We start from the raw sequence: 24,408 nt of genomic DNA, 5'->3' as shown, positions 1-24,408 counted from the left end.
ACGGCGGGAGGTGGCCGATGCGTTACGCGCATGGAACCTGTGCGTGACGTGTCGCGGGGTCCGGCGCGACGAGGTGGGGCAAAGTCTTGTTCGTCCTGTTCGGTGGCGTCTACGGTGAGTGCGGACCGCGTGTACGACACTGCGAATCGGAGGCCGATATGAAGGCCGGCAAGATCGTCATGTTCGTTGTAGGCGTCCTGCTGTCGATGCTCGGCCTGGCGTTGCTCGTCGCCGCCGGAGTGCTCGGCTGGGGATACTTCGCCCAGCGCGACGACGGCTGGTTCACCGCTCCCACCGAGCGTTACCGCACCGACTCGAGTGCGCTCGTCTCCGAGCGCATCGACCTGGTCTTCGACGACGCGCCGACAGGTTTCGGCGCCGAGGACCTCGGCCGGCTCAGATTGCGTGCGGCGTCGGAGGATCCCGGCCGGCCGGTGTTCGTCGGCATCGGCCCGCAGGCGGAGGTCGACGCCTTCCTGTCCGGCGTCGCGCACGCCGAACTCACCGACGTCCGCTTCGAGCCGTTCCGCGCCGAGTACCGCGAGATCCCAGGCGACGACCCCGCCCGGGTGCCCGGTGACGAGGACTTCTGGGCCGCGTCGGCCTCCGGCCCGGGAACCCAGGAGCTGCGCTGGGAATTCCAGGAAGGGGTGTGGTCGATCGTCGTGATGAACGCCGACGCCACCCCGGGCGTGGCGGTGGACCTGCAGGCGGGCGCCCAGTTCCCGTTCCTGGGACCGCTTGCGCTGTGGCTGCTGATCAGCGGGCTCGTGCTACTGGTGATCGGGGTGCCGCTGCTCGTCCTCGGAGCGGTGGGACTCGGCCGGCACGGCCCGCCCTCGGCGCACGCTCCGCCTCCCGCAGTCGTCGCCCCGGGCGCCTATCCGGTGATGCTGCGCGGCGATCCGGACGCGCCGTCGCGCGGGCTGTGGCTCGTGAAGTGGCTCTTGGCGATCCCGCACTACATCGTGCTCTTCTTCCTCGCGATCGCGCATTTCGTCACGACGATCGTCGCGGGCTTCGCGATCCTGTTCACCGGCCGCTACCCACGGCCGCTGTTCGACTTCAACGTCGGCGTGATGCGGTGGTGGTGGCGCGTCGGGTTCTACACGTACGCGGCCCTGGGCACCGACCGGTATCCGCCCTTCACGCTGCACCGCACGGACTATCCCGCCGATTTCGACGTCCCCTACCCGGAACGCCTCTCCCGGGGACTGGTGCTGGTCAAGTGGTGGCTGCTCGCCGTCCCGCACTATCTGATCCTCGCCGTGCTCGTCGGGGGTGGGGCCACAGCGGCGTCGGGGAACGGCGACGACTGGGACGACGCGGTGTGGACCTACTCGTGGTCGCTGCTCGGCATTCTCGTGCTCGTCGCGGCGATCGCCCTGCTGTTCACCGCCCGTTACCCGGGCGGGTTGTTCGATCTCGTCGTGGGCATCAACCGCTGGCGGTTCCGCGTGTGGGCCTACGCGGCCCTGCTGCGCGACGAGTACCCGCCGTTCCGGCTCGACCAGGGTCCCCGGGAGTTGCACGAGTACGCGGCACCGGAGGGGCCGCGCGACGACCTCTCGCCCGAACACGGCCCTACCCGAACGCAGGTCCCGCTCTCGAAGGAGCAGTACGGCGACCCGGCCTCCGGGGAGCAGACCCGCCCGGGGGAGGGGCGCTGACGGTCCCGGACATGAGACGTGGCCTCGTCGACAGGGTCGACGAGGCCACGCGCGTGCGTGCGTGCCGCGGCACTATTTCTTGAACGAGTCCTTGACCTTGCCGGCGGCGTCGGAAATCTTGTCGCCGGCCTGCTTGAGGCTGCTCGACGCCTGGTCGCCCCGGCCCTCCGCCTCGAGGTCGCGGTCACCGGTCGCGCGGCCCGCTCCCTCCTTGGCCTGACCGGACACGTCCTCCGCCTTGTGCTTGGCCTTGTCGATGAAATCAGCCATGTTTCCTCCTTCGTCCGTGGTCGCTTCCGCTGCCGGATACCCCACAGCGCGACAGCTCAATCCCCCGCGCCGCGGGGACGGCTCAATCCCCCGCGCCGCGGGTTTGGCCGCCGCGTCACCGGGGAAAGCCCCGGGCATGGCTACTTACCGAGTGATCGACCCCAAGGGCGAAGTGGTGGCGACCAAGGACATCGAGAGCGCGGACGACGCGCACGCCTGGTTCGTGGACTCCAAGGCCGACAACAGCGAGCTGGGCTGGCGCATGGAGGTCAGGGTCGAGGGCGACCACGACTGGCGGTTCTTCGACGACACCGAAGGAACCTCGTAGCACGGCCGGACGCGGGCCGCGCCGGTCACAACCAGTTGCGTTGCTTGAACACGATGTAGAGCATCCCCGCCGATCCGGCGATGATCGCGGTGCTCGACAACACCCCGCTCCACTGCCCGAAGCCGGGGTACGGCACATTCTGGCCGTACCAGCCCGTCACCGCGGTGGGCACGGCGATGATCGCGGCCCACCCCGTGAGCTTCCTCATCACCGTGTTCAGCCGCGCGTCCTGCAGCGAGAGGTTGGTCTCGAACACCGTGGTGACCATGTCGCGCAGCGACTCGGTCCACTCCGTCGCGCGGATCACGTGGTCGTACAGGTCGGTGTACCAGCCGTCGAGCTCGACGGAGTTACCCCGTTCGGCCCGGTGCCGCATCACCGCGGCCACCACCTCCCGCATCGGCAGCACGACCCGGCGCAGCTGGACGAGTTCCTTGCGTACCCGGTAGGTGTGACGCTGGAGCGCGCGAATGTGCGCGCGCTCGTCGAACAACCCGTCCTCCAGTTCTTCGATCGCGTCGTCGAGCCCCTGAATGGTCTCGAACTGGCCGTCGACGACGACGTCGAGCAGCCCGTGCAGCAATGCGGCGGTGCCGTGCCGGAGCAGATCGGAGTTGTCGTCCCAGCGCCGCATCACCTCGCCGACGTCCAATCCGGTGCCCCGGTGCACCGTGACCAGGCCGCGGGGGACCACGAACACCGAGACCCGCGTGGTCCTGAGCCGTGACCCGTGCGCGTCGGCCGGCTCGCTCTCGTCCGCCAGCGACGTGGCGTAGATCGTCATGAAGGTGTGGGTGGCGTAGCGGGTGACCTTCGTGCGTTCCGCGTGCGCCACCACGTCCTCGACGGCATGCGGATCGAAATCCAGCTCGTCCGCGACGTCGGACAGCTCGCGGTGCGTCGGATCGTGCAGGTCCACCCACACCAGGGCCCCTTCTTCCTGAAGGTGCTCGGAGACCTCGGCCAGCGGATAGTTCTGGGCGACGAGCCGTCCGTCGCGCCAGAGCCGGGTGCGGACGTGGTCGGGAACAGCAGCGGTCACGTTCGCAGTCTGCCCTACCCTGCCGTCGACGCGTGCCCCGACGGCCGGTACTCGGAGGGCGGTGCTCAGAGCGCGGTGCTCATGCCGCCGGACTCCGCCAGCCGCAGCATCTCGTCGAGAAAGGCCTCGTCCACCGCCGGCCAGTCCGGGGGCCACAGCAGAGTCCGCAGCCGGTCGCGGAGCAACGGGAGGACCGGCACCACATGGGCCCCGCCGTCGACGAGATAGCGGAGCATGCCCAGCCGCCCGCACGTGGCCACCGCGGGGGCCAGCACGTGCTGGGCCTCCTCGAGACGTCCGGCCGCGTGCAGGCACGCCACCAGCAGCCGCGCCGCCTGCAGTTCGGCGCGGTACCGGCCGCGGCCGGAGACCCGGCGATGCCACAGCCGGGCCCAGTCGCAGGCCCGGGCCACGTTCTCGGCCCGGCCCGTGCCGTAGAGGAGACGGATGGCGGTGGCGTCCTCCACCTGCGCGGTGATCTCCGCGATGCCGTCCGGATCCGGGGCGTCGGAATCCGGCATCTCCCGCGGGACGGGCTGCGGAACCGGCAGGCCGAGCCGCACGCGTTCGTTGATCACCCGGGCACGCAGCCGCGGCAACCGGTAGTCGTCGGCGGCCCGCGCTCCCTCGTCGAGCAGTGCCGCCGCGGCGGCGCGGTCGCCGCGCAGCGCCTTGAGCCGCGCGGCCGTGACGAACCGGGCGATCATGAAGTCCGGTACGCCGCCCTCGGTTCCGAGTTCGTGACTTTCGTCGAGCAGGGCTTCGGCCTCGGCGATCCGGCCCTGTTCGTAGAGCAGCTCCCCGAGCATGGCGGCGGCCAGGCGCGCGGCATGGGTGTGGACGCCGCCCCCCTTGCGGGCGGCCCGCAACCCCGCGCGGAAGTGCCTTTCGGCCGCGGCGAGGTCGAGCTGCTCGTTGGCCGCGATGCCGAGCAGGCACAGCCCGTACACGAGGCTGAAGGGGCCGTTGGTGGCCCGGTGGTACGGCTCGGCCCACCGTTGCCGCCGCCGCGCCGCCTCGAAGTCGAACCGGTAGACGTCCACGAAGGTCGCCACGTTCGCCGCGACGGACACCACCCAGGGCCGGAAGGTGTCCGGGTCGTCCAGGCACGGCGCGACCTTGTCCGCGACGCCGGCGGTGTGGTCGGTGGAGGCGGCGATGACACCGTCGACGACGTCGGCCTCGACCTGCAGGACCGCGATGTCCTCCTCGGGCGCGTTGCAGCAGCTCAGGCATCCCCGTGCCGCGGCGAGGGCGACGCGGGCCTGGTCGGCCCGTTGCAGCAACGCGTTCGCCCACGCCACGGTCATCTGCAGCTGCGGATGTGCCGCCACCACACGTGGCGGCAGTTTCGCGACCAGCGCCAGCAGCGTCGTCATGTGGGAGTGCTCGACCAGAAGCATCCCGTCGGCGGCGACCATCTCGACCGCGAGTTCCGGCTCGTCGGCGCTGAGCGCATGGTCCACGGCCTCGCGCAGCATGTGCTGGCGCGCAAACCATTCCGCGGCGGTGCGGTGCAGCGCGCCCACGCGTTCGGGGTGATCGCGTTCGAGCCGGCGGCGCAGGAAGTCCGCGAACAGCCGGTGGTAGCGGAACCAGCGGCCCTCGTCGTCCACCCGGCGCAGGAACAGGTCCCGCTCCTCGATCTGCTCGAGCATCGCCTGCCCGTGCGGTTCGCCGGTGAGCGCGGTGGCGAGGCTGCCGGTGATCTCCTCCGTGATCGACGTCGCGAGCAGGAACTCGTACAACTCCGGCTCGAGGGTGTCGAGCACGTTGTCCGCGAGGAACTCACCGATGGCGTGGTGCCGGCCGGAGAGGTTCTCGATCAGCCCGGTCGGATCCTCACTGTCGCGCAGCGACAACGACACCAGTTGCAGCGCGGCGACCCAGCCGTCGGTGACGTCGGTCAGGTCGCGGACGTCCTCGGGCTCGAGGTCCAGGCCGCTCACGTCGCGCAGAAAGGCATCGGATTCCTCGGCGTCGAAACGCAGGGCGTCCGAGTCGATCTCGATGAGTTCGTCGAGGACCCGCATCCGGCTGAGCGGTAAGCCGGCCTGGCTCCGGCTGGTCACCACGATCTGCAGGTGATGGCACCCGCGGTCGAGGAGGAAGTCCAGTGCGGCGACGGTCCCCGGGGCGGTGACGAGGTGCCAGTCCTCGATCACCAGGGCCATCGGCGCCTCCTCCCGGTGGATCTCGTCGATCAGGGTGGACAGCACGTACCGCTCGGCGTCGTCGCCGTGGGCCTCGAGCACCTGCCGCAGCTGACGGGCGAACTGCGGACGCACCTGCCGGAACGCCTCGATCAGGTGGGTGAGGAACCACACCACGTTGTTGTCGTCCCGATCGACCGCGAGCCACGCCACCGCAACACCCTCGGCGGTGAGGACCTCTCGCCACTGGGCGGCCAGCGTCGACTTCCCGAACCCGGTCGGGGCGTGGATCGCGACGAGGCGGCGGCGCCGGCCGAGGCGCAACCGGTCGATGAGCCGGGTGCGCTTCACCAGCGGCCGGCTGGGTGCCTGCGGCCGGAACCGGGTCACCGGCACCGGCGGCGTGGTGATCGCGGTGGGCGTGGGGTGCGGTCCGGTGGTGTGCGTGGTCCCCGCGACCGGCAGTGGCCCGAGCCTGTCCGGACCCACGGGCAGCGCCATCTCGTCCACGTCGCAGCCGCCGCGCTCCTGCGCCTGCTGCAGCAGCTCCCCGAACTCCGCGGCGGACTGCGGACGGGCATCCGGCTCGGTGGCCATGCCGCGTTCGAGGGCCGAGCACACGTCGTCCGGGACGCCGGTGCTACGCAGATCCGGGACCGGTTCGGTCGTGATCCGCAGGAACTGCGTGACGACCTGCTCGCCGCGGCGCCGCTCGAACGCGGCGTGCCCGGTCAGCGCACAGAACAGGGTGGCGGCCAGGCCGTAGACGTCGGCGGCCGGGGTGGGCGGCGTGCCGGCCAGGATCTCCGGCGCGGTGAACGCCGGGGAGCCGGTGATCGCGCCCGACGAGGTGCGGAAGCCGTCGCCGATGCGGGCGATGCCGAAGTCGGTCAGCTGCGGTTCGCCGTACTCGGTGAGCAGGATGTTCGCGGGCTTGACGTCGCGGTGCAGCACGTCGGCCCGGTGTGCCGTCTCGAGCGCCCCGGAAAGCTTGACGCCGATGCGCAGCACGTCCGGCCACGGCAGCGGTCCGTAGCGGCGGATGCGGGCCTCGAGCGAGTCGTGCGGGTGGTAGTGCATCACCAGGTAGGGCCGGCCGCTGCCGGTCGTGCCGACCTGCAGCACGGTGACGATGTGCGGATGCCCGGAGAGCCGGCCCATCGCGCGCTGCTCGCGGAGGAACCGTTCGAGGTTGTCGGCGTCGAGCGTGGCGGTGAGCACCTTCACCGCGACGGTGCGGTCGAGTGCCGTCTCCCGGCACCGGTACACCACCCCGAAACCGCCGCGGCCGATCTCCACGGCGTCCGCGAACCCCGCGAGGCGCAGATCTTCGACGGTCTCGTCCTCCGCCGCGCCGGCGGGGGAGACCGGGGCTCGCCGGGTGGCGAGCGGATCGTTCTCTGCCATCGGGGCACTCACCTCACGTGGATTCCTCCAGGATAGTCCCGGGTGTGGCGGGCACGACACGGATCGATCGCCGGTTCTCCATTACCGTTGTCCGGCCGGGTCTCCCGGCAACGACGGCCGGAAACTCCGGGAAACGACACTGCGATCGGAATTGGGAAACGATGAAGAAGACTCTCGCGGCGCTGTTCGGTACGGGTGCGGTGCTGCTCGCGGCGGCCTGCGGATCGTCCGGCGACTCCGGCTCCGCAGGTGAGGGGACCACCGAGTCCACCACCGCCGCGCCGAGCACGAGCCAGGTCACCGGAAGCACCGGCATCGAGCTGGGCCAGAGCTACGACCAGATCTGCAGCGCCCTGGTGCCGTACTTCGACCAGCTCGAATCCTGGGGGCAGGACCGCACCCAGGCCGCGACCTCCGTCGCCGACGCGCAGACGTCGCTGCCGGGTTGGGCGGAGCTGAGCGAGGAACAGCAGGCCGAAACGCTGCGCGCCATCGAGAACGCCGGCAAGGGGCAGTGCTGACCGGCGACTCTGCTGCCGGCGACGAGCTGTTCGGCCGGTTGCGGCGCCTCCCGGACGTGGAGGCGCCCAACCTGGTCGCCGTCGACGCCGCCGACAGGTTGATCCTCGACGAAGCCGACGCCGCGCTCGCCGCGGCGCCGGCCGGGACCGTCGCGGTGATCGACGACCACTACGGCGCCCTCACCCTCGGCGTCGCCGTGCGGTACTCCACGGCGGGGATCCGGGTGCACCAGGACTCGGTGGTGGGGGAGCGGGCCCTGGCCGCGAATGCCGCGCGCGAAGGCCTGTCCGACCGCTTCACCGTGCACGGTCTCGGGGCCGATCTGCTCACCGGTGCCCGGGTGGTGCTGCTGCAGTTGCCGCGGTCGCTTGCCGCGCTCACCGAGATCGCCGAGACCGTCGCCCGGCATGCCGACCCCGGCGTGACGGTGTTCGCCGGTGGCCGCGACAAGCACATCACGCCCGCGATGAACGAGGTGCTGGCCCGGAGCTTCACCGAGGTCCGTGCCTCCCGGGGCCGGCAGAAGTCGCGGGTGCTCACCGCCCGCGGCCCGATCGCCGCCGAGCCGACCTACCCGGTGACCGAGACGGTGACCGACGTCGGACTCACCGTCGTCGCGCACGGGGCCGCGTTCGCCGGTTCCCGCCTGGACATCGGCACCCGCTTCCTGCTGGACTTCCTGCCCCGGCTGCCACGCGACGCGAAGACCGCCGTCGACCTCGGCTGCGGCACCGGCATCCTCGCCGTCGCGGCGGCCCGGCGGTTCCCCGGGCTGCGGGTGATCGCCACCGATCAGTCGGCCGCGGCGGTCGCGTCGGCCGCCGCCACCGCCGCCGCGAACCACGTCGCCGACCGGGTCGAGGTACTGCGCGACGACGTCGCCGGGTCGCTGCCGGACGCCTCCGTCGACGTGGTGCTGTGCAATCCGCCGTTCCACGTCGGCGCCGCCGTGCACACCGGCGCGGCCGTGAAGATGTTCGACGCGGCCGCCCGGCTGTTGCGCCCGGGCGGTGAACTGTGGACCGTCTACAACACCCACCTGAACTATCGTGGGATGCTGCAGCGGACGGTCGGCCGCACAGAAGTTGCAGGACGCAACCGTAAGTTCACCGTGACCCGCTCCGTGCGCACCCGGTAGAGTCCGGTTTGTCCGTGCTCGGCTCCGGTCCGGGGAACTCCCGGCGTCCGCGGATCGTTGAACGGACAGAACCGACCACGAGAAGGGATGTGCACGGTGCGCACCACCAGTAACCCGGTGTTCCGCAACCTGCCCAAGCAAGAGGGCGGCGGATACGCCACGTTCGGCTCTGCGACGGCGGGCGCCGCGCAGGTCACCCAGCAATTCGGCCAGCCGCAGTACGCGCAGGCGGACCCCTGGGCCCGGCCCACCACCGAGCGGTCGATGACGATCGACGACGTCGTCACCAAGACCGGCATCACGCTCGGCGTGCTGGCGATCTCGGCGCTGATCTCCTACGTCCTCGTCAACGGCAACGTGAACCTCGCCGCGCCGTTCGTCATCGGCGGTGGTCTCATCGGCCTGGTCCTGGTCCTCGTGGCCACCTTCGGCCGCAAGATGGACAACCCGGCCATCGTCCTGGCCTATGCCGTCGCCGAGGGCTTCTTCCTGGGTGCGCTGTCGTTCATGTTCACCGACATCACCTTCGGTGGCGCCGGCGGCGGAACCCTGATCGTCCAGGCGGTGCTCGGCACGTTCGGCGTGTTCTTCGGCATGCTCGTCGTCTACCGCACCGGGGCGATCCGCGTGACCCCGCGCCTGACGCGCATGATCGTCGGCGCGCTGATCGGTGTCCTCGTCCTGGCGCTGGGCAACCTGGTGGCGAGCTTCTTCGTCGACGGCGGCCTGGGCCTGCGCGACGGCGGCACCCTGGCGATCGTCTTCAGCCTCGTCTGCATCGGTATCGCCGCGTTCAGCTTCCTGCTGGACTTCGACGCCGCCGATCAGCTCATCCGCGCCCAGGCGCCGGAGAAGGCCGCGTGGGGCGTCGCCTTCGGTCTGACCGTCACCCTGGTCTGGCTGTACGTCGAGATCCTGCGCCTGCTGTCGTACTTCCAGAACGACTAGCCGATCTCTCCGGCCACCGTGCCGACCGCGGGCCCCGGGAACAGCCGTTCCCGGGGCCCGCGGCGTGTCCGGGGCAGCCACAGCCGGGCCGCCGCCGACGTCAGCGGCGGCTCCGGCACCGGACCGCCCGCCCAGTGGCCCAGCGCGGCGGCCAGCACCGGCAGCAGGTGGCCGGCCGCCAGCTCGTATCCCGCGGCCGAGGGATGGAACCCGTCCGCGGAGAACAGGCGGTCCGGCGCGGAGAGGAACTCGGGCGTCAACAGGTCGGCCAGCGGCACCGGATGCCCACCGGCCGCGCACGTCGCCGCGGCCTGTGCGCGGGCCAGTTGCCGCCCCCACGTCCGTACCACCGTGCGCAGCGGCTGGGGGATCGCGCCGACCACCCCGAGGTCGGGGCACGTGCCGACGACCACGACGGCGCCGCCGGCGCGCAGCCGGTGCACCGCCGAGCCCAGCCGCTGCGCCGAACGATGCAGCGACTGCTTCGCGGTCACGTCGTTGGCGCCGACCAGGATCACGGCCGCGTCCGGCGGCGGGCCCGCCACGTACATCGCGTCGACCTGCCCCGCCAGGCCCCGCGAGGTGGCCCCCGCGATCGCCTTCGTGCTGAGCCGGACCCGGCGACGGGACTCGTCGGCCAGGGCACGGGCCAGCAGCACCCCGGGCACCTCGGCGGCGCTCACGCAGCCCAGGCCGGCCGCCGTCGAATCCCCGAAGATCATCAGGTGCAGGTCGAACGGCACGGCGCGGCGCCACGGCACCGGGGACTGCGCTCCGGGCAGGTACACCCCGTCCGCCTCGGGCGGCTTCGCCCAGGTGCGGCCGATGGCGCCTCTCGCTTCCGTCGCCTGGCGCATCAGGTAGGTGTACGTCAGCCACGAGGCGCCGCCGGCGCCGGAGCCGGCGGCGACGGCCGTCGCGCCGGCCAGCGCCGCGGCGCGCCAGGACGTTCGGGGCACGGGAGAACACCTTTCCGACGGGACGACCACACCCTGGAGTTGCCGTGTCCAGTGTGCATCGTATGCGTCGCTCGAGCAGCCGGAACGGCGTTGCGCAGAGGCATCTGAGACCATGGAGGAATGCGCATAGCGGATTCCGTCGTCGGTCTCATCGGAAACACGCCGCTGGTCAAGCTCAACTCGGTGACGAAGCCGGGTTCGGGGCTGGTCGCGGCGAAGGTCGAGTACTTCAACCCCGGTGGCAGTTCCAAGGACCGCATCGCGGTCAAGATGGTCGACGCCGCCGAAGCCTCGGGTGCGCTGAAACCGGGCGGCACCATCGTCGAGCCGACCTCCGGCAACACCGGCATCGGCCTCGCGCTCGTCGCGCAACAGCGCGGCTACAAGTGCGTGTTCGTGTGTCCCGACAAGGTCAGCGAGGACAAGCGCAACGTGCTCCGCGCGTACGGCGCCGAGGTCGTGGTGTGCCCGACCGCGGTGCCCCCGGAGCACCCCGACAGCTACTACAGCGTCTCCGACCGGCTCGCCCGGGAACTGCCCGGCGGCTGGAAGCCCGACCAGTACTCCAACCCGGCCGGCCCGGAGAGCCACTACGAGACCACCGGCCCGGAGATCTGGCGCGATACCGACGGCAAGGTGACCCACTTCGTCGCCGGCGTCGGCACCGGCGGCACCATCACCGGCACCGGCCGCTACCTCAAGGAGGTTTCCGGCGGCAAGGTCAAGGTGATCGGCGCCGACCCGGAGGGCTCCGTCTACTCCGGCGGCACCGGTCGCCCGTACCTCGTCGAGGGTGTGGGCGAGGACTTCTGGCCGAGCGCCTACGATCCCTCGATTCCCGACGAGATCATCGCCGTCTCCGACGCGGACTCGTTCGACATGACCCGGCGACTCGCCCGCGAGGAGGGCCTGCTCGTCGGCGGGTCGTGCGGCATGGCCGTCGTCGCCGCCCTGAGGATCGCCGAGCGCGAGGGACCGGACTCGCTCGTCGTGGTTCTGCTTCCCGACGGTGGGCGCGGCTACATGTCGAAGATCTTCAACGACAAGTGGATGGCCTCGTACGGTTTCCTGCGGGCCCCGCTCGACGGCAAGCCGGACGATTCGACCGTCGGCGACGTGCTGCGCAGCAAGTCGGGGGAGCTGCCCGCCCTCGTGCACACGCACCCGTCGGAGACGGTCCGCGACGCCGTCGAGATCCTGCGCGAGTACGGGGTCTCGCAGATGCCGGTCGTGGGTGCCGAGCCGCCCGTCACCGCCGGTGAGGTCGCGGGCAGCGTCAGCGAGCGTGAGCTCCTCAGCGCCGTCTTCGAGGGCCGCGCGAGGCTGGCCGACCCCGTCGCGAAGCACATGAGCCCGTCGCTGCCGCTGATCGGTGTCGGCGAGTCGATCGCCGCCGCCACGAAGGCGTTCGGCGACACCGACGCGCTGCTGGTCATCGACGACGGCAAGCCCGTCGGGGTGATCACCCGCCACGACCTGCTCGGGTTCATCAGCGCCGGCTCGTAGCGGCCGCGCCGGTGGCCCGGGGAGTGTTCCCCGGGCCGCCGTCGTTAGCCCCCGACTAGGCTGAGCCGCATGAGTGAGCAGCGCAGCCACGGCTTTTCCACCCGAGCGATCCACGCCGGATACGATCCCGACCCGGCGACCGGCGCCGTCAACGTCCCCATCTATGCGAGTTCGACGTTCGCGCAGGACGGCGTCGGCGGGATGCGCGGCGGATTCGAGTACGCCCGCACCGGAAACCCGACCCGCAAGCCGCTCGAGGCGAACCTCGCGGCCATCGAGGCGGGCACCTTCGGCCGGGCCTTCAGCTCCGGCATGGCCGCCACCGACTGCCTGCTGCGTTCGGTGCTGCGGCCCGGCGATCACCTCGTCATCCCCAACGACGCCTACGGTGGCACCTTCCGGCTGATCGACAAGGTGTTCACGCAGTGGGGCATCGAGTACACGCCCGCGCCCATCTCGGACGTCGACGCCGTGCGTGAGGCGATGCGGCCCACCACCAAGCTGGTGTGGGTCGAGACCCCGACGAACCCCCTGCTCAACATCGGTGACATCGCGGCCCTCGCCGACGTCGCGCACACCGGTGGGGCGAAGATCGTGGTCGACAACACGTTCGCGTCGCCGTACCTGCAGCAGCCGCTGGCCCTGGGGGCCGACGTCGCACTGCATTCGACCACCAAGTACCTCGGCGGCCACTCCGATGTGGTCGGCGGCGCGCTGGTCACGAACGACGAGGAACTCGACACCAGGTTCGCGTTCCTGCAGAACGGTGCGGGCGCCGTCCCGGGCCCGTTCGACGCGTACCTGACGTTGCGCGGCATCAAGACGCTGGCACTGCGGATGGAACGGCACAGCGACAACGCCGAGAAGATCGTCGAGCTGCTCGACGGGCATCCCGCCGTCGCCCAGGTGATCTACCCCGGCCACGAGGCGCACCCCGACCACGCCGTCGCGTCGAAGCAGATGCGCCGGTTCGGCGGCATGGTCTCGCTGCGCCTGGCCGGCGGCAAGCAGGCCGCCCTCGACTTCTGCGCACGCACCGAGATCTTCACCCTCGCCGAGTCCCTCGGTGGTGTCGAGTCGCTGATCGAGCACCCGGGCGCGATGACGCACGCCTCGACCGCCGGGTCGCTGCTCGAGGTCCCGGAAGACCTGGTACGCCTGTCCGTCGGCATCGAGGATGCCGCCGACCTCGTCGCGGACATCGAGCAGGCGCTGGAGGCGTAAACCCGGAGGTGGCTGCGGCGAGGGGGCGGATGTGGCCGCCTCCTCTCGCATGTCGCCGCCGGGAACCGCCCCCTCGACCCCCGAACCTCCCGGTCGATCGCGCTGACGACGCGGTGACCCGAGCGCCGCCCTCCCTGTTGATGTAACTTCGAGTTCGCTGTGTGGCGCGTCACAACAGCGAAACTGAAACAGGTTCCTACCTGTGCGTGATATCCAAGTAACGAAACCGCACCGGTGACGGAGATCACAAGTACGGTGAAGTCGGTCGTCAGAGGGATGGGGGAGTTCGCGTATGTCAGTTGACCCGTCGGCAGTGATTGTGGCGGTGGCCACGGCGGCGAGTGCCCTGGTACAGGGAGCGGACATCCCGGATCAGATCAAGGAACAGGTGACGCAGGCGGTCGAGTCGTTCCAGGCATCGGCCGAAGCCTCCGCCGCGACCACGGACCGGCAGGTCGCCGATCTGGTGGCGGGGTTGCCCGAGCCGATGCGTCCGGCGGCGGAACAGGCCGTGGCGGACGCGACGTCGGCGGCGAAGGACGCGCTGCTGCCGCACCTGCCGGCGGAGGCGGCCGCGGTGCTCGAACCGCCGCCGGCGCCGGTGGAGAATCCGGTGCAGGCCGTGCTCGAACAGGTGCCGTCGGTGCTGGCGCCGGCCGCGCCGGCGGGACGGCCGTCGGTGTTCGGGGCGCCGGCGACCGGGGCAACGGGCGGCGGCGGGTGGGCGCCGGGTCCGGCGTGGGGTGGCGGCGCGGTGACGTTGCCGTCGATCCCGGCGATCCTGCCGGGCACGAACCTGGCGCCGATCGGAGCGATCGCGGTGTTCGCGCCGTGGCTGCGCAAGGCCGGCCAGCTGTGCGACGGGGTCGGCGCGCCGGTGCTGGCGGCGCTGTACTCGGCGGAGAACGGCTTCCGGTACGGGCCCGGCGCCCCGGTCTCGCCGGTGGGGGCGAAGGGGCCGGGACAGTTCATGCCCGGCACCTGGGATGCCTACGGCAAGGACGCCGACGGGGACGGGCGGGCCGATGTGCTGGGCATCGCCGACCCGGTGATGGCGTCGGGGAATCTGTTGTGCGACAACTACCGGCAGATCGAGCAGTGGAAGGCGCAGGGGGTGGTGCGCGGGGACACCCTGGACCTGACGTTGGCGGCGTACAACGCCGGGCTGGGGGCGGTGCGCCGGTCCGGGGGGATGCCGTCCGGGTCGCCGGACTACGAGAACCAGACCAAGCCGTACGTGGCGAAGATCCGGGCGACGGAGATGGTGTTCGCGCGGCTGCTCTCGCCGTTCTTCGGGCTCGGGTTGCCGGGGATGACCGAGACCGGCAACCGGGTGGTGGACCTGGCGTTCCGGTATCTGGGGCTGCCGTACGTGTGGGGTGGCGGCAACGTCAACGGTCCGTCGGGGGGCGGGTTCGACTGCTCGGGCCTGACGTCGTACGCGGTGTACGCGGCGACCGGGGTGAGTTTGCCGCGCACCTCGCAGACGCAGTGGCGGGTCGGCACCGAGATCCCGATCCAGCTGGCCCGGCCGGGGGATCTGGTGTTCGGCAACTGGCAGTCCGACGGGCCGGGGCATGTGGGCATCTACATCGGCGGTGGCCAGATGGTGCACGCCCCGACGTTCGGGGACGTGGTGCGCGTCGGGGCGGTCTTCCCCGACATGAAGGCCCGGCGCCTGCTCTGAGCCGCCTGCCCAGGGCGCGCGAGAAGGGCCCGACCGGAGACCGGTCGGGCCCTCACGTCGTGCCGGCCGAGCCGCGAGGCGGCTGCCGCCGATCAGCTGTGGTACGGCTCCGCGCTGACGAGCGTCACCTTCATGGTGCTGCCGTTGGGGAGCGTGTACTCGCGGGTCTCGCCGACCTTCGCGTCGATCAGGGCACCGCCCAGCGGGGAGCTGGGGGAGTAGATCTCGATCTCGTTGCCCCGGGCGCCTTCCTCACGGGTGGCGATGAGGAACGTTTCCTTGTCGCTTTCGTCGCCGTCGTAGTACACCGTGACGACCGAGCCGGGCAGCGCGACGCCGGACTGCGTGGGCGCAACACCGACCTTCGCGTTGTTCAGCAGTTCCTGCAGCTGACGAATCCGGGCCTCTTGCTGACCCTGCTCCTCGCGAGCGGCGTGGTAGCCGCCGTTCTCCTTGAGGTCGCCCTCTTCACGGCGCTCGTTGATCTCGGCCGCGATGACGGGACGATTCGCGATGAGCTGGTCGAGTTCTGCCTTGAGTCGGTCGTACGACTCCTGTGTCAGCCAGGTCACCTGGGTCTCGGTCATCCTCGATCACTTCCTTCGGGTTGGAGCCCCCGGCTCCGTCGACTGGTCGCCGCACTCGCAGCGACGACGGCAACGCGGATCCCTCGAACGTTCCCCCCAAGCCAGTGGCGAACAGGACCGCACTGCTTCCTATGCAGCAATACACGGCCCCAAAGGGTGGAACCGTGTATCCGGCGATTCTAGCACCAACGTGGTCTCCACCACGGAATCCGCAGCGTGCGGTCAGTGTGCGCGCAGGTATTCGGGCACGTCGAAGCTGCAGCCGTACATGTCCGCCATGCCCGGGCGCTGCGACGTCACCACCGGGGCGTCCATCAGCAGGGTGCCGGACTCGGACGAGGGGATCAGCACCTCGCGGCGGCCCGTCTCGGACCCGTCCTTCGACCGCGAGCGGATGATGCACACCGCCTCCTGCGACGGATCCTTCCGCGTCACGGTGAACTGCACCTGGACGGTCGAGTCGTCGACGACGGTGTAGGTGACGACGTCGCTCTCGATCTCCGGGGTGCCGAACTTCTGGTAGAGCAGGAACGCCCCGACCACCCCGACGACGAGCCCGACCGCGACCAGCGCCCACAACCAGGTGCGGCGGGATCCGCCCGTCGCCGGGTAGCGGCCGGTCGGATAGCGGTCGATCGGGGTGGTGTCGGTCATCACATTTACTTTCGTGCACCCGCGAAGGCCGCGGGGGCGTGGCTGACGATGGACGTGTCAGGTGGAACTATAGGGGAGGAACCCAGGACGCCGGCTCGCAGTGCCGGTGGTCCGGGCAGCGACGATGCAGCCGACGGCGAGGTGGAGGAAAGACGTGAGCGGACTACGGCTCATGGCCGTGCATGCCCATCCCGATGACGAGTCGAGCAAGGGTGCCGCCACGACGGCCCGCTATGCCGCGGAAGGGCACGACGTGCTGGTGGTCACCCTCACCGGGGGTGAACGCGGCGACATCCTCAATCCCGCCATGGACATCCCCGGGATCCAGGACCGCATGCCCGAGGTCCGGCGCGAGGAGATGGCCGCGGCCGCCCGCATCCTCGGCGTGCAGCACCGCTGGCTCGGCTTCGTGGACTCCGGACTGCCGGAGGGCGACCCGAAGCCGCCGCTGCCCGAGGGCTGCTTCGCGCTGGTGCCCCTCGAGGAACCGACCCGCAAGCTCGTCGAGGTGATCCGCGAGTTCCGGCCGCACGTGATGACCACGTACGACGAGAACGGCGGCTACCCGCACCCCGACCACATCCGCTGCCACGAAGTATCCGTCGCGGCGTACGAGGCGGCCGGCGACCCGGATCGGTTCCCCGAGGCCGGACCGGCGTGGAAGGTGCAGAAGCTGTACTACTCGCACGGGTTCATCCGCAAGCGCCTGGAATTGTTCCGCGAGGAGTACGAGCGGCGCGGCGAACCGTTCCCCATGGAGGAATGGCTCAAGCGGTGGCGCACCGAGCAGGGCGACATCATGGCGCGGGTGACCACGCAGATCACCTGCAGCGACTACTTCCCGAAGCGGGACGACGCACTGCGCGCCCACGCGACGCAGATCGACCCGAACGGCTCCTTCTTCGCCGTGCCGCTGGACATCCAGCAGAAGGTGTGGCCGACGGAGGAATTCGAATTGGCCAAGACCCGCGTGCACACGGCGATCCCCGAAACGGATCTGTTCGCGGGCCTCGAGGACGGACAGGTGAGATGACGGTAGGCATGCTGGCGGCCGAGGTTCTGGCCCAGGACCCCACCGGCCCCGAATTCGGCAAGGCGTCGCCGCTCGGTCTCGCGCTCATCGTGATCCTGCTCGTGGCGACCGCCCTGCTGATCCGCTCGATGAACAAGCGGCTCGGCAAGCTGCCCGAGACGTTCGAGCCCGAGCATCCGGAGCCGGACCAGGCCGCGGACGAGGGGACCGATCGCGGGGCCGCGGAGAGCCGCAAACCCGACCAGCCCCAGCCCCCGATGGCCACCAACTGACGGGCGTGTCGTGACACCCCCGGAGCCGTCGGTGCCCGACATCCGCAACCGGAACACCCTCGGCGAGGCGACCAGCCCCTACCTGCGGCAACACGCCGGCAACCCGGTGCACTGGCACCAGTGGGGTGACGAGGCGCTGGCCTGGGCTCGGGAGCGGGACGTGCCGGTCCTGCTGTCCGTGGGGTACGCGGCGTGCCACTGGTGCCACGTGATGGCGCACGAGTCGTTCGAGGACGAGGCCACCGCCGCGCTGATGAACGAGCACTTCGTGTGCATCAAGGTGGACCGGGAGGAACGCCCGGACATCGACGCGATCTACATGAACGCCACCGTCGCGATGACCGGGCAGGGCGGCTGGCCGATGACGTGCTTCCTCACCCCGGATGGCGCCCCGTTCTACTGCGGCACCTACTACCCGAAGATGCCGCGCGGCGGCATGCCCTCGTTCACCCAGCTGCTCGAGGCGATCGCCGAGACCTGGCGTAATCGTCGCGCCGACGTGCACCGGTCCGCCGTCGCCATCGTCTCGGAGCTGCGCCGCGGCAGCGGCGGCCTCGCTCCCGGCGAGCGCCCGGTGGACGCCGTGCTGCTCGACGCCGCCGACGCCGCCGTCGCCGCCGACGAGGATGCGGTGCACGGCGGGTTCGGGGGCGCCCCGAAGTTCCCGCCGTCCGCACTGCTCGAGGGTCTGCTGCGCGGATACGAGCGCAGCGGGGACCCGGCCGTGCTGTCCCTCGTCGAGCGGACGGCCGAAGCGATGGCGCGGGGCGGCATCTACGACCAGCTGGCCGGCGGCTTCGCCCGTTACAGCGTCGACGCCGGGTGGGTGGTCCCGCACTTCGAGAAGATGCTCTACGACAACGCGCTGCTGCTGCGGATGTACGCGCACCTCGCGCGACGGACGTCGGCGCCCTGGGTGCGACGGGTCACCGAGGAGACCGTCGAGTTCCTGCTGCGGGACCTGCGCACGGCCGGGCGTTGCTTCGCCTCCGCACTCGACGCCGACACCGACGGGGTCGAGGGCCTGACCTACGTGTGGACCCCCGGGCAGCTGGCCGAGGTCCTCGGCGACGACGCGCAGTGGGCGGCCGAGCTGTTCACCGTGACCGACGCCGGCACCTTCGAACACGGCTCGTCGGTGCTGCAGCTGCTCGCCGACCCGGACGATGACGAGGGCTACGAGCGGGTGCGGGCCGAGCTGTTCGCCGCCCGGCTGCAGCGGCCGCAGCCCGGCCGCGACGACAAGGTCGTCACGGCGTGGAACGGTTTCGCGATCACCGCGCTGGCCGAGGCCGGTGCCGCGTTCGGCCGCACCGACTGGGTCGACGCGGCCGTCGACTGCGCCCGGGCCCTGCTGGACCTGCACCTGGTGGACGGACGGCTCCGGCGGGCCTCCCTCGGCGGCACGGTCGGCGCCCCGGCGGGTGTGCTCGAGGACTACGGCGCCCTCGTCACCGCCCTGCTGGCGGTGTACCAGGCGACGGGCGACGCCGCGTGGCTCGACCCGGCCCGGGCCCTCGCCGACGTCGCGTTGACGCACTTCCAGGATCCGGCGCGGCCCGGAAGCTGGTTCGACACCGCCGACGATGCCGAAACCCTGGTGGCGCGGCCTCGTGACCCGATCGACGGCGCCACCCCGTCGGGGGCGGCGCTGATCTCCGAGGCCCTGCTCACCCTCGCCGCGGTCGTGCCCGAGGACCCGCGGTACGCAGACGCGGCGGACGCGTCGCTGCGGTCGGCGGTGGTGCTGCTCGAACGGGCGCCGCGCTCGGCCGGGCACTGGCTGACGGTCGCCGAGGCGGCGGTGCGTGGCCCGATCCAGGTGGCCGTGGTCGGCGGCGGCGAGCTGCTCTCCGTCGTGCGGCAGGCGGCCCCCGGCGGCGCCGTCGTGGTCGGCGGGGACCCGGACTCGTCACCGTTGCTGGCCGACCGCCCGCTGGTCGACGGAGGGCCGGCGGCGTACGTGTGCCGCGGATACGTGTGCGACAGGCCGGTCACGACGGAGGCCGAACTGCGCGCGGTGCTCTCGGCCTGAGCGGGCCGGGGCTCAGCCGGCGCGGGACGGGGTGAGCAGCGCCGGCAGCGGAGCGTCGATGCCGTTGCCGTCGAACGCCTCGAGCACTGCGCGGGCGATCGCCCGCTGCACGGCCCACTGCTTGCCGGCACGCGTGCGCACGGTGATCCGCAGCGTCACCGACTCGGGGGTGACGGAGTTGACGCCGAGCATCTCGGGCGGCTCGAGGATGTCGCCGGCCAGGTCGTCGCGTTCGACCGTCTCGAGGGCCGCGCGCAGGGCCACCTCGCAGGCCCGGTGCACGTTGGCGGCGTGGGCGATGGGGGCGTCGACGACGGCGACGGCGTAACCCTGGCTCATGTTGCCCACGCGCAGGATCTCGCCGTTGCGGCAGTACCAGAGGGTGCCGCTGATGTCGCGGACGGTGGTGACCCGCAGGCCGACGGATTCGACGGTGCCGACCGCGTCGCCCAGGTCGACCACGTCGCCGACGCCGTACTGGTCCTCGAGCAGCATGAACATTCCGGAGATGAAGTCACGCACCAGGTTCTGCGCACCGAAACCGAGGGCCACGCCGACGATGCCGGCGGACGCGATGAACGGCGCGACGTTGAGTCCGAGCGTGCCGAGGATCTGCAGGACGCACCAGACGAGAACCACGACGGAGACGCCGGACTTCAGTACCGAGCCGATCGTCTCGGCGCGCTGCGTGCGCCGCTCGTTGACCAGCACGCCCGGCAGGCCCTTGGGGGCGCGTTCCTGGAAGGGCCGGAGCAGTCCGGGTTTGCCGTTCTGGTGCCGCGGCTTCGTCATCCGGTCGATGAACCGGTGCAGCACATACCTCAGGATCAGCGCTGCCACGAGGTATCCCGCGATCGTCAGCGGCCGCTCGACGAGCCACTCCCGGTTGGTTTCGGTCAGTTCGAATGCCAGTCGCTGAACAGTCATCCCGGCCGAGTCTACGGATCCGTGCCGCGGCTGCCACCGATGTGATCTTCGTCCGAACGGGTTTACCCGAACACCACCAGCCACACGGCAACGGCATGGCACAGCGCGGCGAGCACGGTCGCCGCGTGGAAGAACTCGTGGTAGCCGAAGACGTGCGGCCACGGGTCGGGCCACTTGGTGGCGTAGAGGATCGCGCCGATGCTGTAGAGGATGCCGCCGACGAGCAGCAGCACCATCGGGACGATGCCCGCCTCGTCGATCAGCTGACCGGCGACGGGGACGATCGCCCAGCCGAGCAGCAGGTACAGCGGGACTCCCACCCAGCGCGGCGCGGTGGGCCAGAGCATCTTCAGCGCGACCCCCGCGAGGGCGCCGGCCCACACCACGAACAACAGGGTGCGGCCGGTCTCCGGCGGCAGGGCGAGCGTCGCGAAGGGGGTGTAGCTGCCGGCGATGAACAGGAAGATCATCGAGTGGTCCGCACGCTTCATCCACGTGCGTGCCCGCGGATCGTGCCAGTGGACGCGGTGATAGAGGGCGCTCACGCCGAACACACCGCAGACGGTGAGGCTGTAGATCACCGTCGACCAGCCCGCGGGCGGATCGGCCACGGTCTGCGACAGGACCACCAGCGCGATGCCGGCCACCACTGCGACGCCGAACGCCCACAGATGGATCCAGCCGCGCATCCGCGGCTTCACGGGCAGTTCGTCGATCCCGAAAACCGTCATGGTCGGGGCCTCCCTTCGGTACCGAAGAGTAACCTACGCTTCCGTAACTTTCGCGGTGTGCCGGATCCGCGGCGGGGCGGAGGCCGGCGCACGGGCGTCGGCCACGACCGCCGCTGCGACCGGAGACGACCGTGAGCGTAATGTGACCCGCGTGGTGATCTCGGGGTGAACGCGCGCGGCCTGCTGTATCAGCTCTACGAACGACGGCTGCTGAGCAAGCTGGACGGCGCGCAGCACCCCCGGCACGTCGCCGTGATGTGCGACGGCAACCGTCGCTGGGCCCGCGAGAACGGGTTCACCGACGTCAGTCACGGGCACCGCATGGGCGCACTCAAGATCGCCGAACTGCTGAGCTGGTGCGACGCCGCCGGCATCGAGCGGGCCACCATCTACCTGCTCTCCACGGAGAACCTGCAACGTGAGCCCGAGGAGCTCGAGGCGCTGCTCGAGATCATCACCGACGTCGTCGAGGAGATCTCCGGACCGGAGCAGAACTGGAGCGTCAAGATCGTCGGCACGCTCGACCTGTTGCCGGACGAACTGGGCCGGCGGCTGAGCGAGGCCGCCGAGCGCACGCAGGGGCGCACCGGCACCCACGTCAATGTCGCGGTCGGCTACGGCGGCCGGCAGGAGATCGCCGACGCCGTGCAGGCCCTGCTCCGGGCCAAGCAGGCCGAGGGGCTCGACGGCGAGGGCCTGGTCGAGGCCGTCACGGTCGAGGCCATCAGCGATCACCTCTACACCTCGGGGCAGCCCGATCCCGACCTCGTCATCCGGACCTCCGGCGAGCAGCGGCTCTCGGGCTTCCTGCTCTGGCAGAGCGCGTACTCCGAGATCTGGTTCACCGAGGCCTACTGGCCGGAGTTCCGCCGCGTGGACTTCCTTCGCGCCCTGCGCGACTTCGCGGCGCGGCACCGCCGGTTCGGGACGTAGCCGCGGTGCGTCCTTCGGGCTGTTCCCACCGCCCGAAGGACACACCGGCGGCGAAGCCGCCTACAGCTTCCGCAGGCGCAGGCGGTTGACCGAGTGGTCGGAATCCTTGCGCAGGACCAGCGTTGCGCGTGGCCGCGTCGGCAGGATGTTGTCCACCAGGTTCGGCCGGTTGATGGAATGCCAGATCTCCTTCGCGGCACCCACGGCGTCGCGGTCCGAGAGGTTCGCGTAGTGGTGGAAATGCGCTTCGGGATCGGAGAACGCCGTCTTGCGGAGCGCGAGAAACCGCTCGACATACCACTTCTCGATGTCCTCGAGGCGGGCGTCGACGTAGATCGAGAAGTCGAACAGATCCGACACCATCAGCCGCGGACCGGTCTGCAGGACGTTCAGGCCCTCGATGATGAGGATGTCCGGTTGCCGCACCACGTGGTACTGGCCCGGGATGATGTCGTAGGAGATGTGCGAGTACACCGGGGCGGCCACCTCCGCGGCGCCGGACTTGACCTCCGTGACGAACCGCAGCAGCTTGCGACGATCGTAGCTCTCCGGAAAGCCCTTGCGGTGCATGATGTTCCGCCGCATCAGCTCCCGGGAGGGGTACAGGAAGCCGTCGGTGGTCACCAGGTCCACCCGGGGATGGTGCTCCCACCGCGCCAGCAGTGCCTGCAGCACGCGCGCCGTCGTCGACTTGCCGACCGCGACCGACCCGGCCACCCCGATCACGAACGGCACCTGCTGGTCCGGGTGCTTCTCGCCGAGGAACGTGGCGGTCGCGGCGAACAACCGCTGCCGCGCGGCGACCTGCAGGTGGATCAGACGGGCCAGCGGGAGGTACACCTCCGCCACCTCCGCCAGATCGATCTGCTCGCCGAGGCCGCGCAGGCCGCGCAGTTCCTCCTCGGTCAGCACCAGCGGCGTCGACTTGCGCAGCGTCCGCCACTGCTTGCGATCGAACTCGACGTACGGACTCGGCTCGCTCAGACGCGCCACCGGCACACTCCCGACTCGACGACGGGCCCGGCGGCATACCCCGGGTATGGCTGGCGGCGAAGGATGTCCATATCGGCCGATTGTGCTCGCTGACACATCCGCTCGCCGCGCGGGGTCCGGTTTCCGGGTTCGCCGGCAGGCGCGGGGCCGATCCGGGGGACTAGGGTGCCAGGGCATGGACCCGGACTCGTTGGTGCGCGAATATCTCCTGCTCGGCCTGGCATTCGACCGGCTCGAGGAGGGTTTCGTCGATGCCTTCACCGGCGACCCCGCCCTGCGCGGCCGGGTGGCGAACGCGCCGGCCCCCGATCCTCGTGACTTATCCCACACCGCGCGCACGCTGCGGGCCGCGCTGCCCGCCTCCGGGCTCTCCGACGAGCGCACCCGCTTCCTCGACGTGCACCTGCGCGCCCTCGACTGCTCGGCCCGCAAGTTCGCCGGCGAGGACATCGCCTTCGTCGATGAGGTCGAGGCCTACTTCGACGTGCGTATCGACATGGGCGACGAGGACGCGTACCGCGAGGCCCACCGCCGCATCGACGCGCTGCTGCCCGGCAGCGGCCCGCTCGCCGAGCGAGTGCAGGCCCACCGCAAGTCCGAGATCGTCCCCGCCGACCGCCTCGCCGAGTGCGTCGACGCCTTCTCGAGCGCCCTGCGTGACAAGGTCCGCGCGGTGTTCCCGCTACCCGAGACCGAAACCGTCGAATACGAGGTGGTCGGCGACAAGCCGTGGTCCGGGTTCAACTACTACCTCGGCAACTATCGCTCCCGCGTCGCGATCAACTCCGACCTCGAACAGCACATGTCCCACCTGCCGCGGCTGATCGCGCACGAGTCCTACCCCGGCCACCACACCGAACACTGCCGCAAGGAGGCCGGACTCGTCGCCGGCGGCCACGACGAGCAGACCCTCTTCGTCGTCAACACCCCGCAGTGCCTCATGGCAGAGGGGCTCGCAGACCTCGCCCTCGAGACGATCGTCGGGCCCGGCTGGGGACAGTGGGCGCAGGACATCTATGCCGACCTGGGCCTGCGGTTCGACGGTGAACTCGCCGAGCAGCTGCACGAGGCGTCCGCCGACCTGCTCGGCGTCCGCCAGGACGCCGCCCTGCTCCTGCACGACCGCGGCCGCACCGGCGACGACGTCGTCGCCTTCCTGCGGCGCTGGTCGCTGTCGAGCCCGGAGCGGGCCCGGCAGTCGCTGCGCTTCCTGTCGTCGCCGTTGTGGCGCGCCTACATCAGCACCTACGTCGAGGGTTACCGCCTGCTCGGTGGCTGGCTGGCGCAGGCACCTGCGGGCGCGGAACGCATCGAACGGTTCCGTCGCCTGCTCGACGAACCCCTGGTGCCCAGCGCCCTGCGGTAACGAGCAGGCGTGAGCTGGGCCAT

The 24,408-nt window shown here is 70.8% G+C and carries 22 protein-coding genes; 13 read left to right on the top strand and 9 right to left on the bottom strand.

The genetic code is table 11. From position 1 onward, the window contains the following. Positions 1-158: 158 nt before the first annotated feature. Positions 159-1,670, top strand: a complete 1,512-nt coding sequence (locus ACWPOB_RS11625; RefSeq protein WP_455400894.1) for a DUF4389 domain-containing protein — start codon at positions 159-161, stop codon at positions 1,668-1,670. 72 nt (positions 1,671-1,742) lie between these two features. On the opposite strand, the gene ACWPOB_RS11620 is transcribed toward ACWPOB_RS11625, so the two are convergent. Beyond that, a complete protein-coding gene (locus tag ACWPOB_RS11620; RefSeq protein WP_006935789.1) occupies positions 1,743-1,940 on the bottom strand; it encodes a CsbD family protein in 198 nt (65 codons plus the stop codon). Positions 1,941-2,076: 136 nt separating this feature from the next. Between ACWPOB_RS11620 and ACWPOB_RS11615 the strand changes: the two genes are divergently transcribed. Beyond that, a complete protein-coding gene (locus ACWPOB_RS11615; protein WP_029542193.1) occupies positions 2,077-2,268 on the top strand; it encodes a hypothetical protein in 192 nt (63 codons plus the stop codon). A gap of 25 nt (positions 2,269-2,293) precedes the next feature. On the opposite strand, the gene ACWPOB_RS11610 is transcribed toward ACWPOB_RS11615, so the two are convergent. Both ACWPOB_RS11610 and ACWPOB_RS11605 read right to left on the bottom strand, forming a co-directional pair. Next, positions 2,294-3,310, bottom strand: a complete 1,017-nt coding sequence (locus ACWPOB_RS11610) for a magnesium transporter CorA family protein (protein ID WP_100056384.1) — start codon at positions 3,308-3,310, stop codon at positions 2,294-2,296. A gap of 65 nt (positions 3,311-3,375) precedes the next feature. Then, complete coding sequence (locus tag ACWPOB_RS11605; RefSeq protein WP_455400893.1) at positions 3,376-6,870, bottom strand: protein kinase domain-containing protein; 3,495 nt, start codon at positions 6,868-6,870, stop codon at positions 3,376-3,378. Positions 6,871-7,031: 161 nt separating this feature from the next. Here ACWPOB_RS11605 and ACWPOB_RS11600 point away from each other — a divergent pair, with 161 nt between their 5' ends. From ACWPOB_RS11600 to ACWPOB_RS11590, 3 genes are all read left to right on the top strand, one after another. After that, complete coding sequence (locus tag ACWPOB_RS11600; RefSeq protein WP_455400892.1) at positions 7,032-7,391, top strand: hypothetical protein; 360 nt, start codon at positions 7,032-7,034, stop codon at positions 7,389-7,391. After that, a complete protein-coding gene (locus tag ACWPOB_RS11595; RefSeq protein ID WP_455400891.1) occupies positions 7,385-8,530 on the top strand; it encodes a class I SAM-dependent methyltransferase in 1,146 nt (381 codons plus the stop codon). Before ACWPOB_RS11600 ends, ACWPOB_RS11595 begins: the two co-directional genes overlap by 7 nt. A gap of 96 nt (positions 8,531-8,626) precedes the next feature. Next, entirely contained in the window at positions 8,627-9,478 is an 852-nt protein-coding gene (locus tag ACWPOB_RS11590; RefSeq protein ID WP_029542200.1) for a Bax inhibitor-1/YccA family protein, read from the top strand. On the opposite strand, the gene ACWPOB_RS11585 is transcribed toward ACWPOB_RS11590, so the two are convergent. Further along, entirely contained in the window at positions 9,475-10,437 is a 963-nt protein-coding gene (locus ACWPOB_RS11585) for an SGNH/GDSL hydrolase family protein (protein ID WP_455400890.1), read from the bottom strand. The genes ACWPOB_RS11590 and ACWPOB_RS11585 overlap by 4 nt on opposite strands. A 120-nt stretch (positions 10,438-10,557) precedes the next feature. Here ACWPOB_RS11585 and ACWPOB_RS11580 point away from each other — a divergent pair, with 120 nt between their 5' ends. The 3 genes from ACWPOB_RS11580 (at position 10,558) to ACWPOB_RS11570 (ending at position 14,854) form a co-directional block, all read left to right on the top strand. Then, positions 10,558-11,943: a cystathionine beta-synthase gene (locus tag ACWPOB_RS11580; RefSeq protein ID WP_455400889.1), complete on the top strand. Its 1,386-nt coding sequence runs from the start codon at positions 10,558-10,560 to the stop codon at positions 11,941-11,943. A 69-nt stretch (positions 11,944-12,012) separates the two neighbouring features. Continuing rightward, the gene (locus ACWPOB_RS11575; protein WP_100058573.1) at positions 12,013-13,167 is read left to right on the top strand and encodes a cystathionine gamma-synthase; all 1,155 of its coding nucleotides are present in this window, start codon (positions 12,013-12,015) and stop codon (positions 13,165-13,167) included. Between the two features lie 292 nt (positions 13,168-13,459). Next, the gene (locus ACWPOB_RS11570) at positions 13,460-14,854 is read left to right on the top strand and encodes an NlpC/P60 family protein (protein WP_455400888.1); all 1,395 of its coding nucleotides are present in this window, start codon (positions 13,460-13,462) and stop codon (positions 14,852-14,854) included. 92 nt (positions 14,855-14,946) lie between these two features. Here the strand turns inward: ACWPOB_RS11570 and greA are convergent, their stop codons facing one another. Then, complete coding sequence (greA, locus tag ACWPOB_RS11565; RefSeq protein WP_003935085.1) at positions 14,947-15,441, bottom strand: transcription elongation factor GreA; 495 nt, start codon at positions 15,439-15,441, stop codon at positions 14,947-14,949. Between the two features lie 222 nt (positions 15,442-15,663). Further along, a complete protein-coding gene (locus ACWPOB_RS11560; RefSeq protein ID WP_029542204.1) occupies positions 15,664-16,095 on the bottom strand; it encodes a DUF4307 domain-containing protein in 432 nt (143 codons plus the stop codon). A 154-nt stretch (positions 16,096-16,249) separates the two neighbouring features. On the opposite strand from ACWPOB_RS11560, the gene mca reads away from it, so the two are divergent. The 3 genes from mca to ACWPOB_RS11545 are packed head-to-tail and all read left to right on the top strand — an operon-like array spanning position 16,250 to position 19,435. Beyond that, positions 16,250-17,128 (top strand): mycothiol conjugate amidase Mca, encoded by an 879-nt coding sequence (gene mca, locus ACWPOB_RS11555; RefSeq protein ID WP_455400887.1) that lies wholly within the window; start codon positions 16,250-16,252, stop codon positions 17,126-17,128. After that, positions 17,125-17,400, top strand: a complete 276-nt coding sequence (locus tag ACWPOB_RS11550; RefSeq protein WP_455400886.1) for a hypothetical protein — start codon at positions 17,125-17,127, stop codon at positions 17,398-17,400. Before mca ends, ACWPOB_RS11550 begins: the two co-directional genes overlap by 4 nt. A 10-nt stretch (positions 17,401-17,410) precedes the next feature. Beyond that, positions 17,411-19,435, top strand: coding sequence for a thioredoxin domain-containing protein (locus ACWPOB_RS11545; RefSeq protein ID WP_455400885.1), 2,025 nt, complete (start codon positions 17,411-17,413; stop codon positions 19,433-19,435). Between the two features lie 12 nt (positions 19,436-19,447). Here ACWPOB_RS11545 and ACWPOB_RS11540 read toward each other — a convergent pair whose 3' ends face one another. Both ACWPOB_RS11540 and trhA read right to left on the bottom strand, forming a co-directional pair. Next, the gene (locus tag ACWPOB_RS11540; RefSeq protein ID WP_100056697.1) at positions 19,448-20,362 is read right to left on the bottom strand and encodes a mechanosensitive ion channel family protein; all 915 of its coding nucleotides are present in this window, start codon (positions 20,360-20,362) and stop codon (positions 19,448-19,450) included. Between the two features lie 62 nt (positions 20,363-20,424). Next, positions 20,425-21,093, bottom strand: coding sequence for a PAQR family membrane homeostasis protein TrhA (gene trhA / locus ACWPOB_RS11535; RefSeq protein ID WP_100056698.1), 669 nt, complete (start codon positions 21,091-21,093; stop codon positions 20,425-20,427). A 165-nt stretch (positions 21,094-21,258) separates the two neighbouring features. On the opposite strand from trhA, the gene ACWPOB_RS11530 reads away from it, so the two are divergent. After that, positions 21,259-22,026: an isoprenyl transferase gene (locus ACWPOB_RS11530; RefSeq protein WP_006940394.1), complete on the top strand. Its 768-nt coding sequence runs from the start codon at positions 21,259-21,261 to the stop codon at positions 22,024-22,026. Positions 22,027-22,086: 60 nt separating this feature from the next. On the opposite strand, the gene coaA is transcribed toward ACWPOB_RS11530, so the two are convergent. Beyond that, complete coding sequence (gene coaA / locus ACWPOB_RS11525; RefSeq protein ID WP_100056704.1) at positions 22,087-23,019, bottom strand: type I pantothenate kinase; 933 nt, start codon at positions 23,017-23,019, stop codon at positions 22,087-22,089. A gap of 175 nt (positions 23,020-23,194) precedes the next feature. Here coaA and ACWPOB_RS11520 point away from each other — a divergent pair, with 175 nt between their 5' ends. Further along, positions 23,195-24,385, top strand: a complete 1,191-nt coding sequence (locus tag ACWPOB_RS11520) for a DUF885 domain-containing protein (RefSeq protein WP_455400884.1) — start codon at positions 23,195-23,197, stop codon at positions 24,383-24,385. Positions 24,386-24,408 lie beyond the last annotated feature (23 nt).

Source organism: Rhodococcus sp. 2H158 (assembly GCF_053764755.1).
Note: the sequence above shows the minus strand (reverse complement) of the source record. Positions and strands in the feature narration are given on the sequence as shown.

Bases quoted from the DNA above. Each gene is read 5' to 3' on its own strand.
- trhA (WP_100056698.1), bottom strand. From the start codon at position 21,093: ATGACGGTTTTCGGGATCGACGAACTGCCCGTGAAGCCGCGGATGCGC.
- ACWPOB_RS11605 (WP_455400893.1), bottom strand. From the start codon at position 6,870: ATGGCAGAGAACGATCCGCTCGCCACCCGGCGAGCCCCGGTCTCCCCC.
- greA (WP_003935085.1), bottom strand. From the start codon at position 15,441: ATGACCGAGACCCAGGTGACCTGGCTGACACAGGAGTCGTACGACCGA.
- ACWPOB_RS11625 (WP_455400894.1), top strand. From the start codon at position 159: ATGAAGGCCGGCAAGATCGTCATGTTCGTTGTAGGCGTCCTGCTGTCG.
- ACWPOB_RS11540 (WP_100056697.1), bottom strand. From the start codon at position 20,362: ATGACTGTTCAGCGACTGGCATTCGAACTGACCGAAACCAACCGGGAG.
- ACWPOB_RS11600 (WP_455400892.1), top strand. From the start codon at position 7,032: ATGAAGAAGACTCTCGCGGCGCTGTTCGGTACGGGTGCGGTGCTGCTC.
- ACWPOB_RS11615 (WP_029542193.1), top strand. From the start codon at position 2,077: ATGGCTACTTACCGAGTGATCGACCCCAAGGGCGAAGTGGTGGCGACC.
- ACWPOB_RS11620 (WP_006935789.1), bottom strand. From the start codon at position 1,940: ATGGCTGATTTCATCGACAAGGCCAAGCACAAGGCGGAGGACGTGTCC.
- ACWPOB_RS11570 (WP_455400888.1), top strand. From the start codon at position 13,460: ATGTCAGTTGACCCGTCGGCAGTGATTGTGGCGGTGGCCACGGCGGCG.
- ACWPOB_RS11520 (WP_455400884.1), top strand. From the start codon at position 23,195: ATGGACCCGGACTCGTTGGTGCGCGAATATCTCCTGCTCGGCCTGGCA.
- ACWPOB_RS11550 (WP_455400886.1), top strand. From the start codon at position 17,125: ATGACGGTAGGCATGCTGGCGGCCGAGGTTCTGGCCCAGGACCCCACC.
- ACWPOB_RS11580 (WP_455400889.1), top strand. From the start codon at position 10,558: ATGCGCATAGCGGATTCCGTCGTCGGTCTCATCGGAAACACGCCGCTG.
- ACWPOB_RS11560 (WP_029542204.1), bottom strand. From the start codon at position 16,095: ATGACCGACACCACCCCGATCGACCGCTATCCGACCGGCCGCTACCCG.
- ACWPOB_RS11575 (WP_100058573.1), top strand. From the start codon at position 12,013: ATGAGTGAGCAGCGCAGCCACGGCTTTTCCACCCGAGCGATCCACGCC.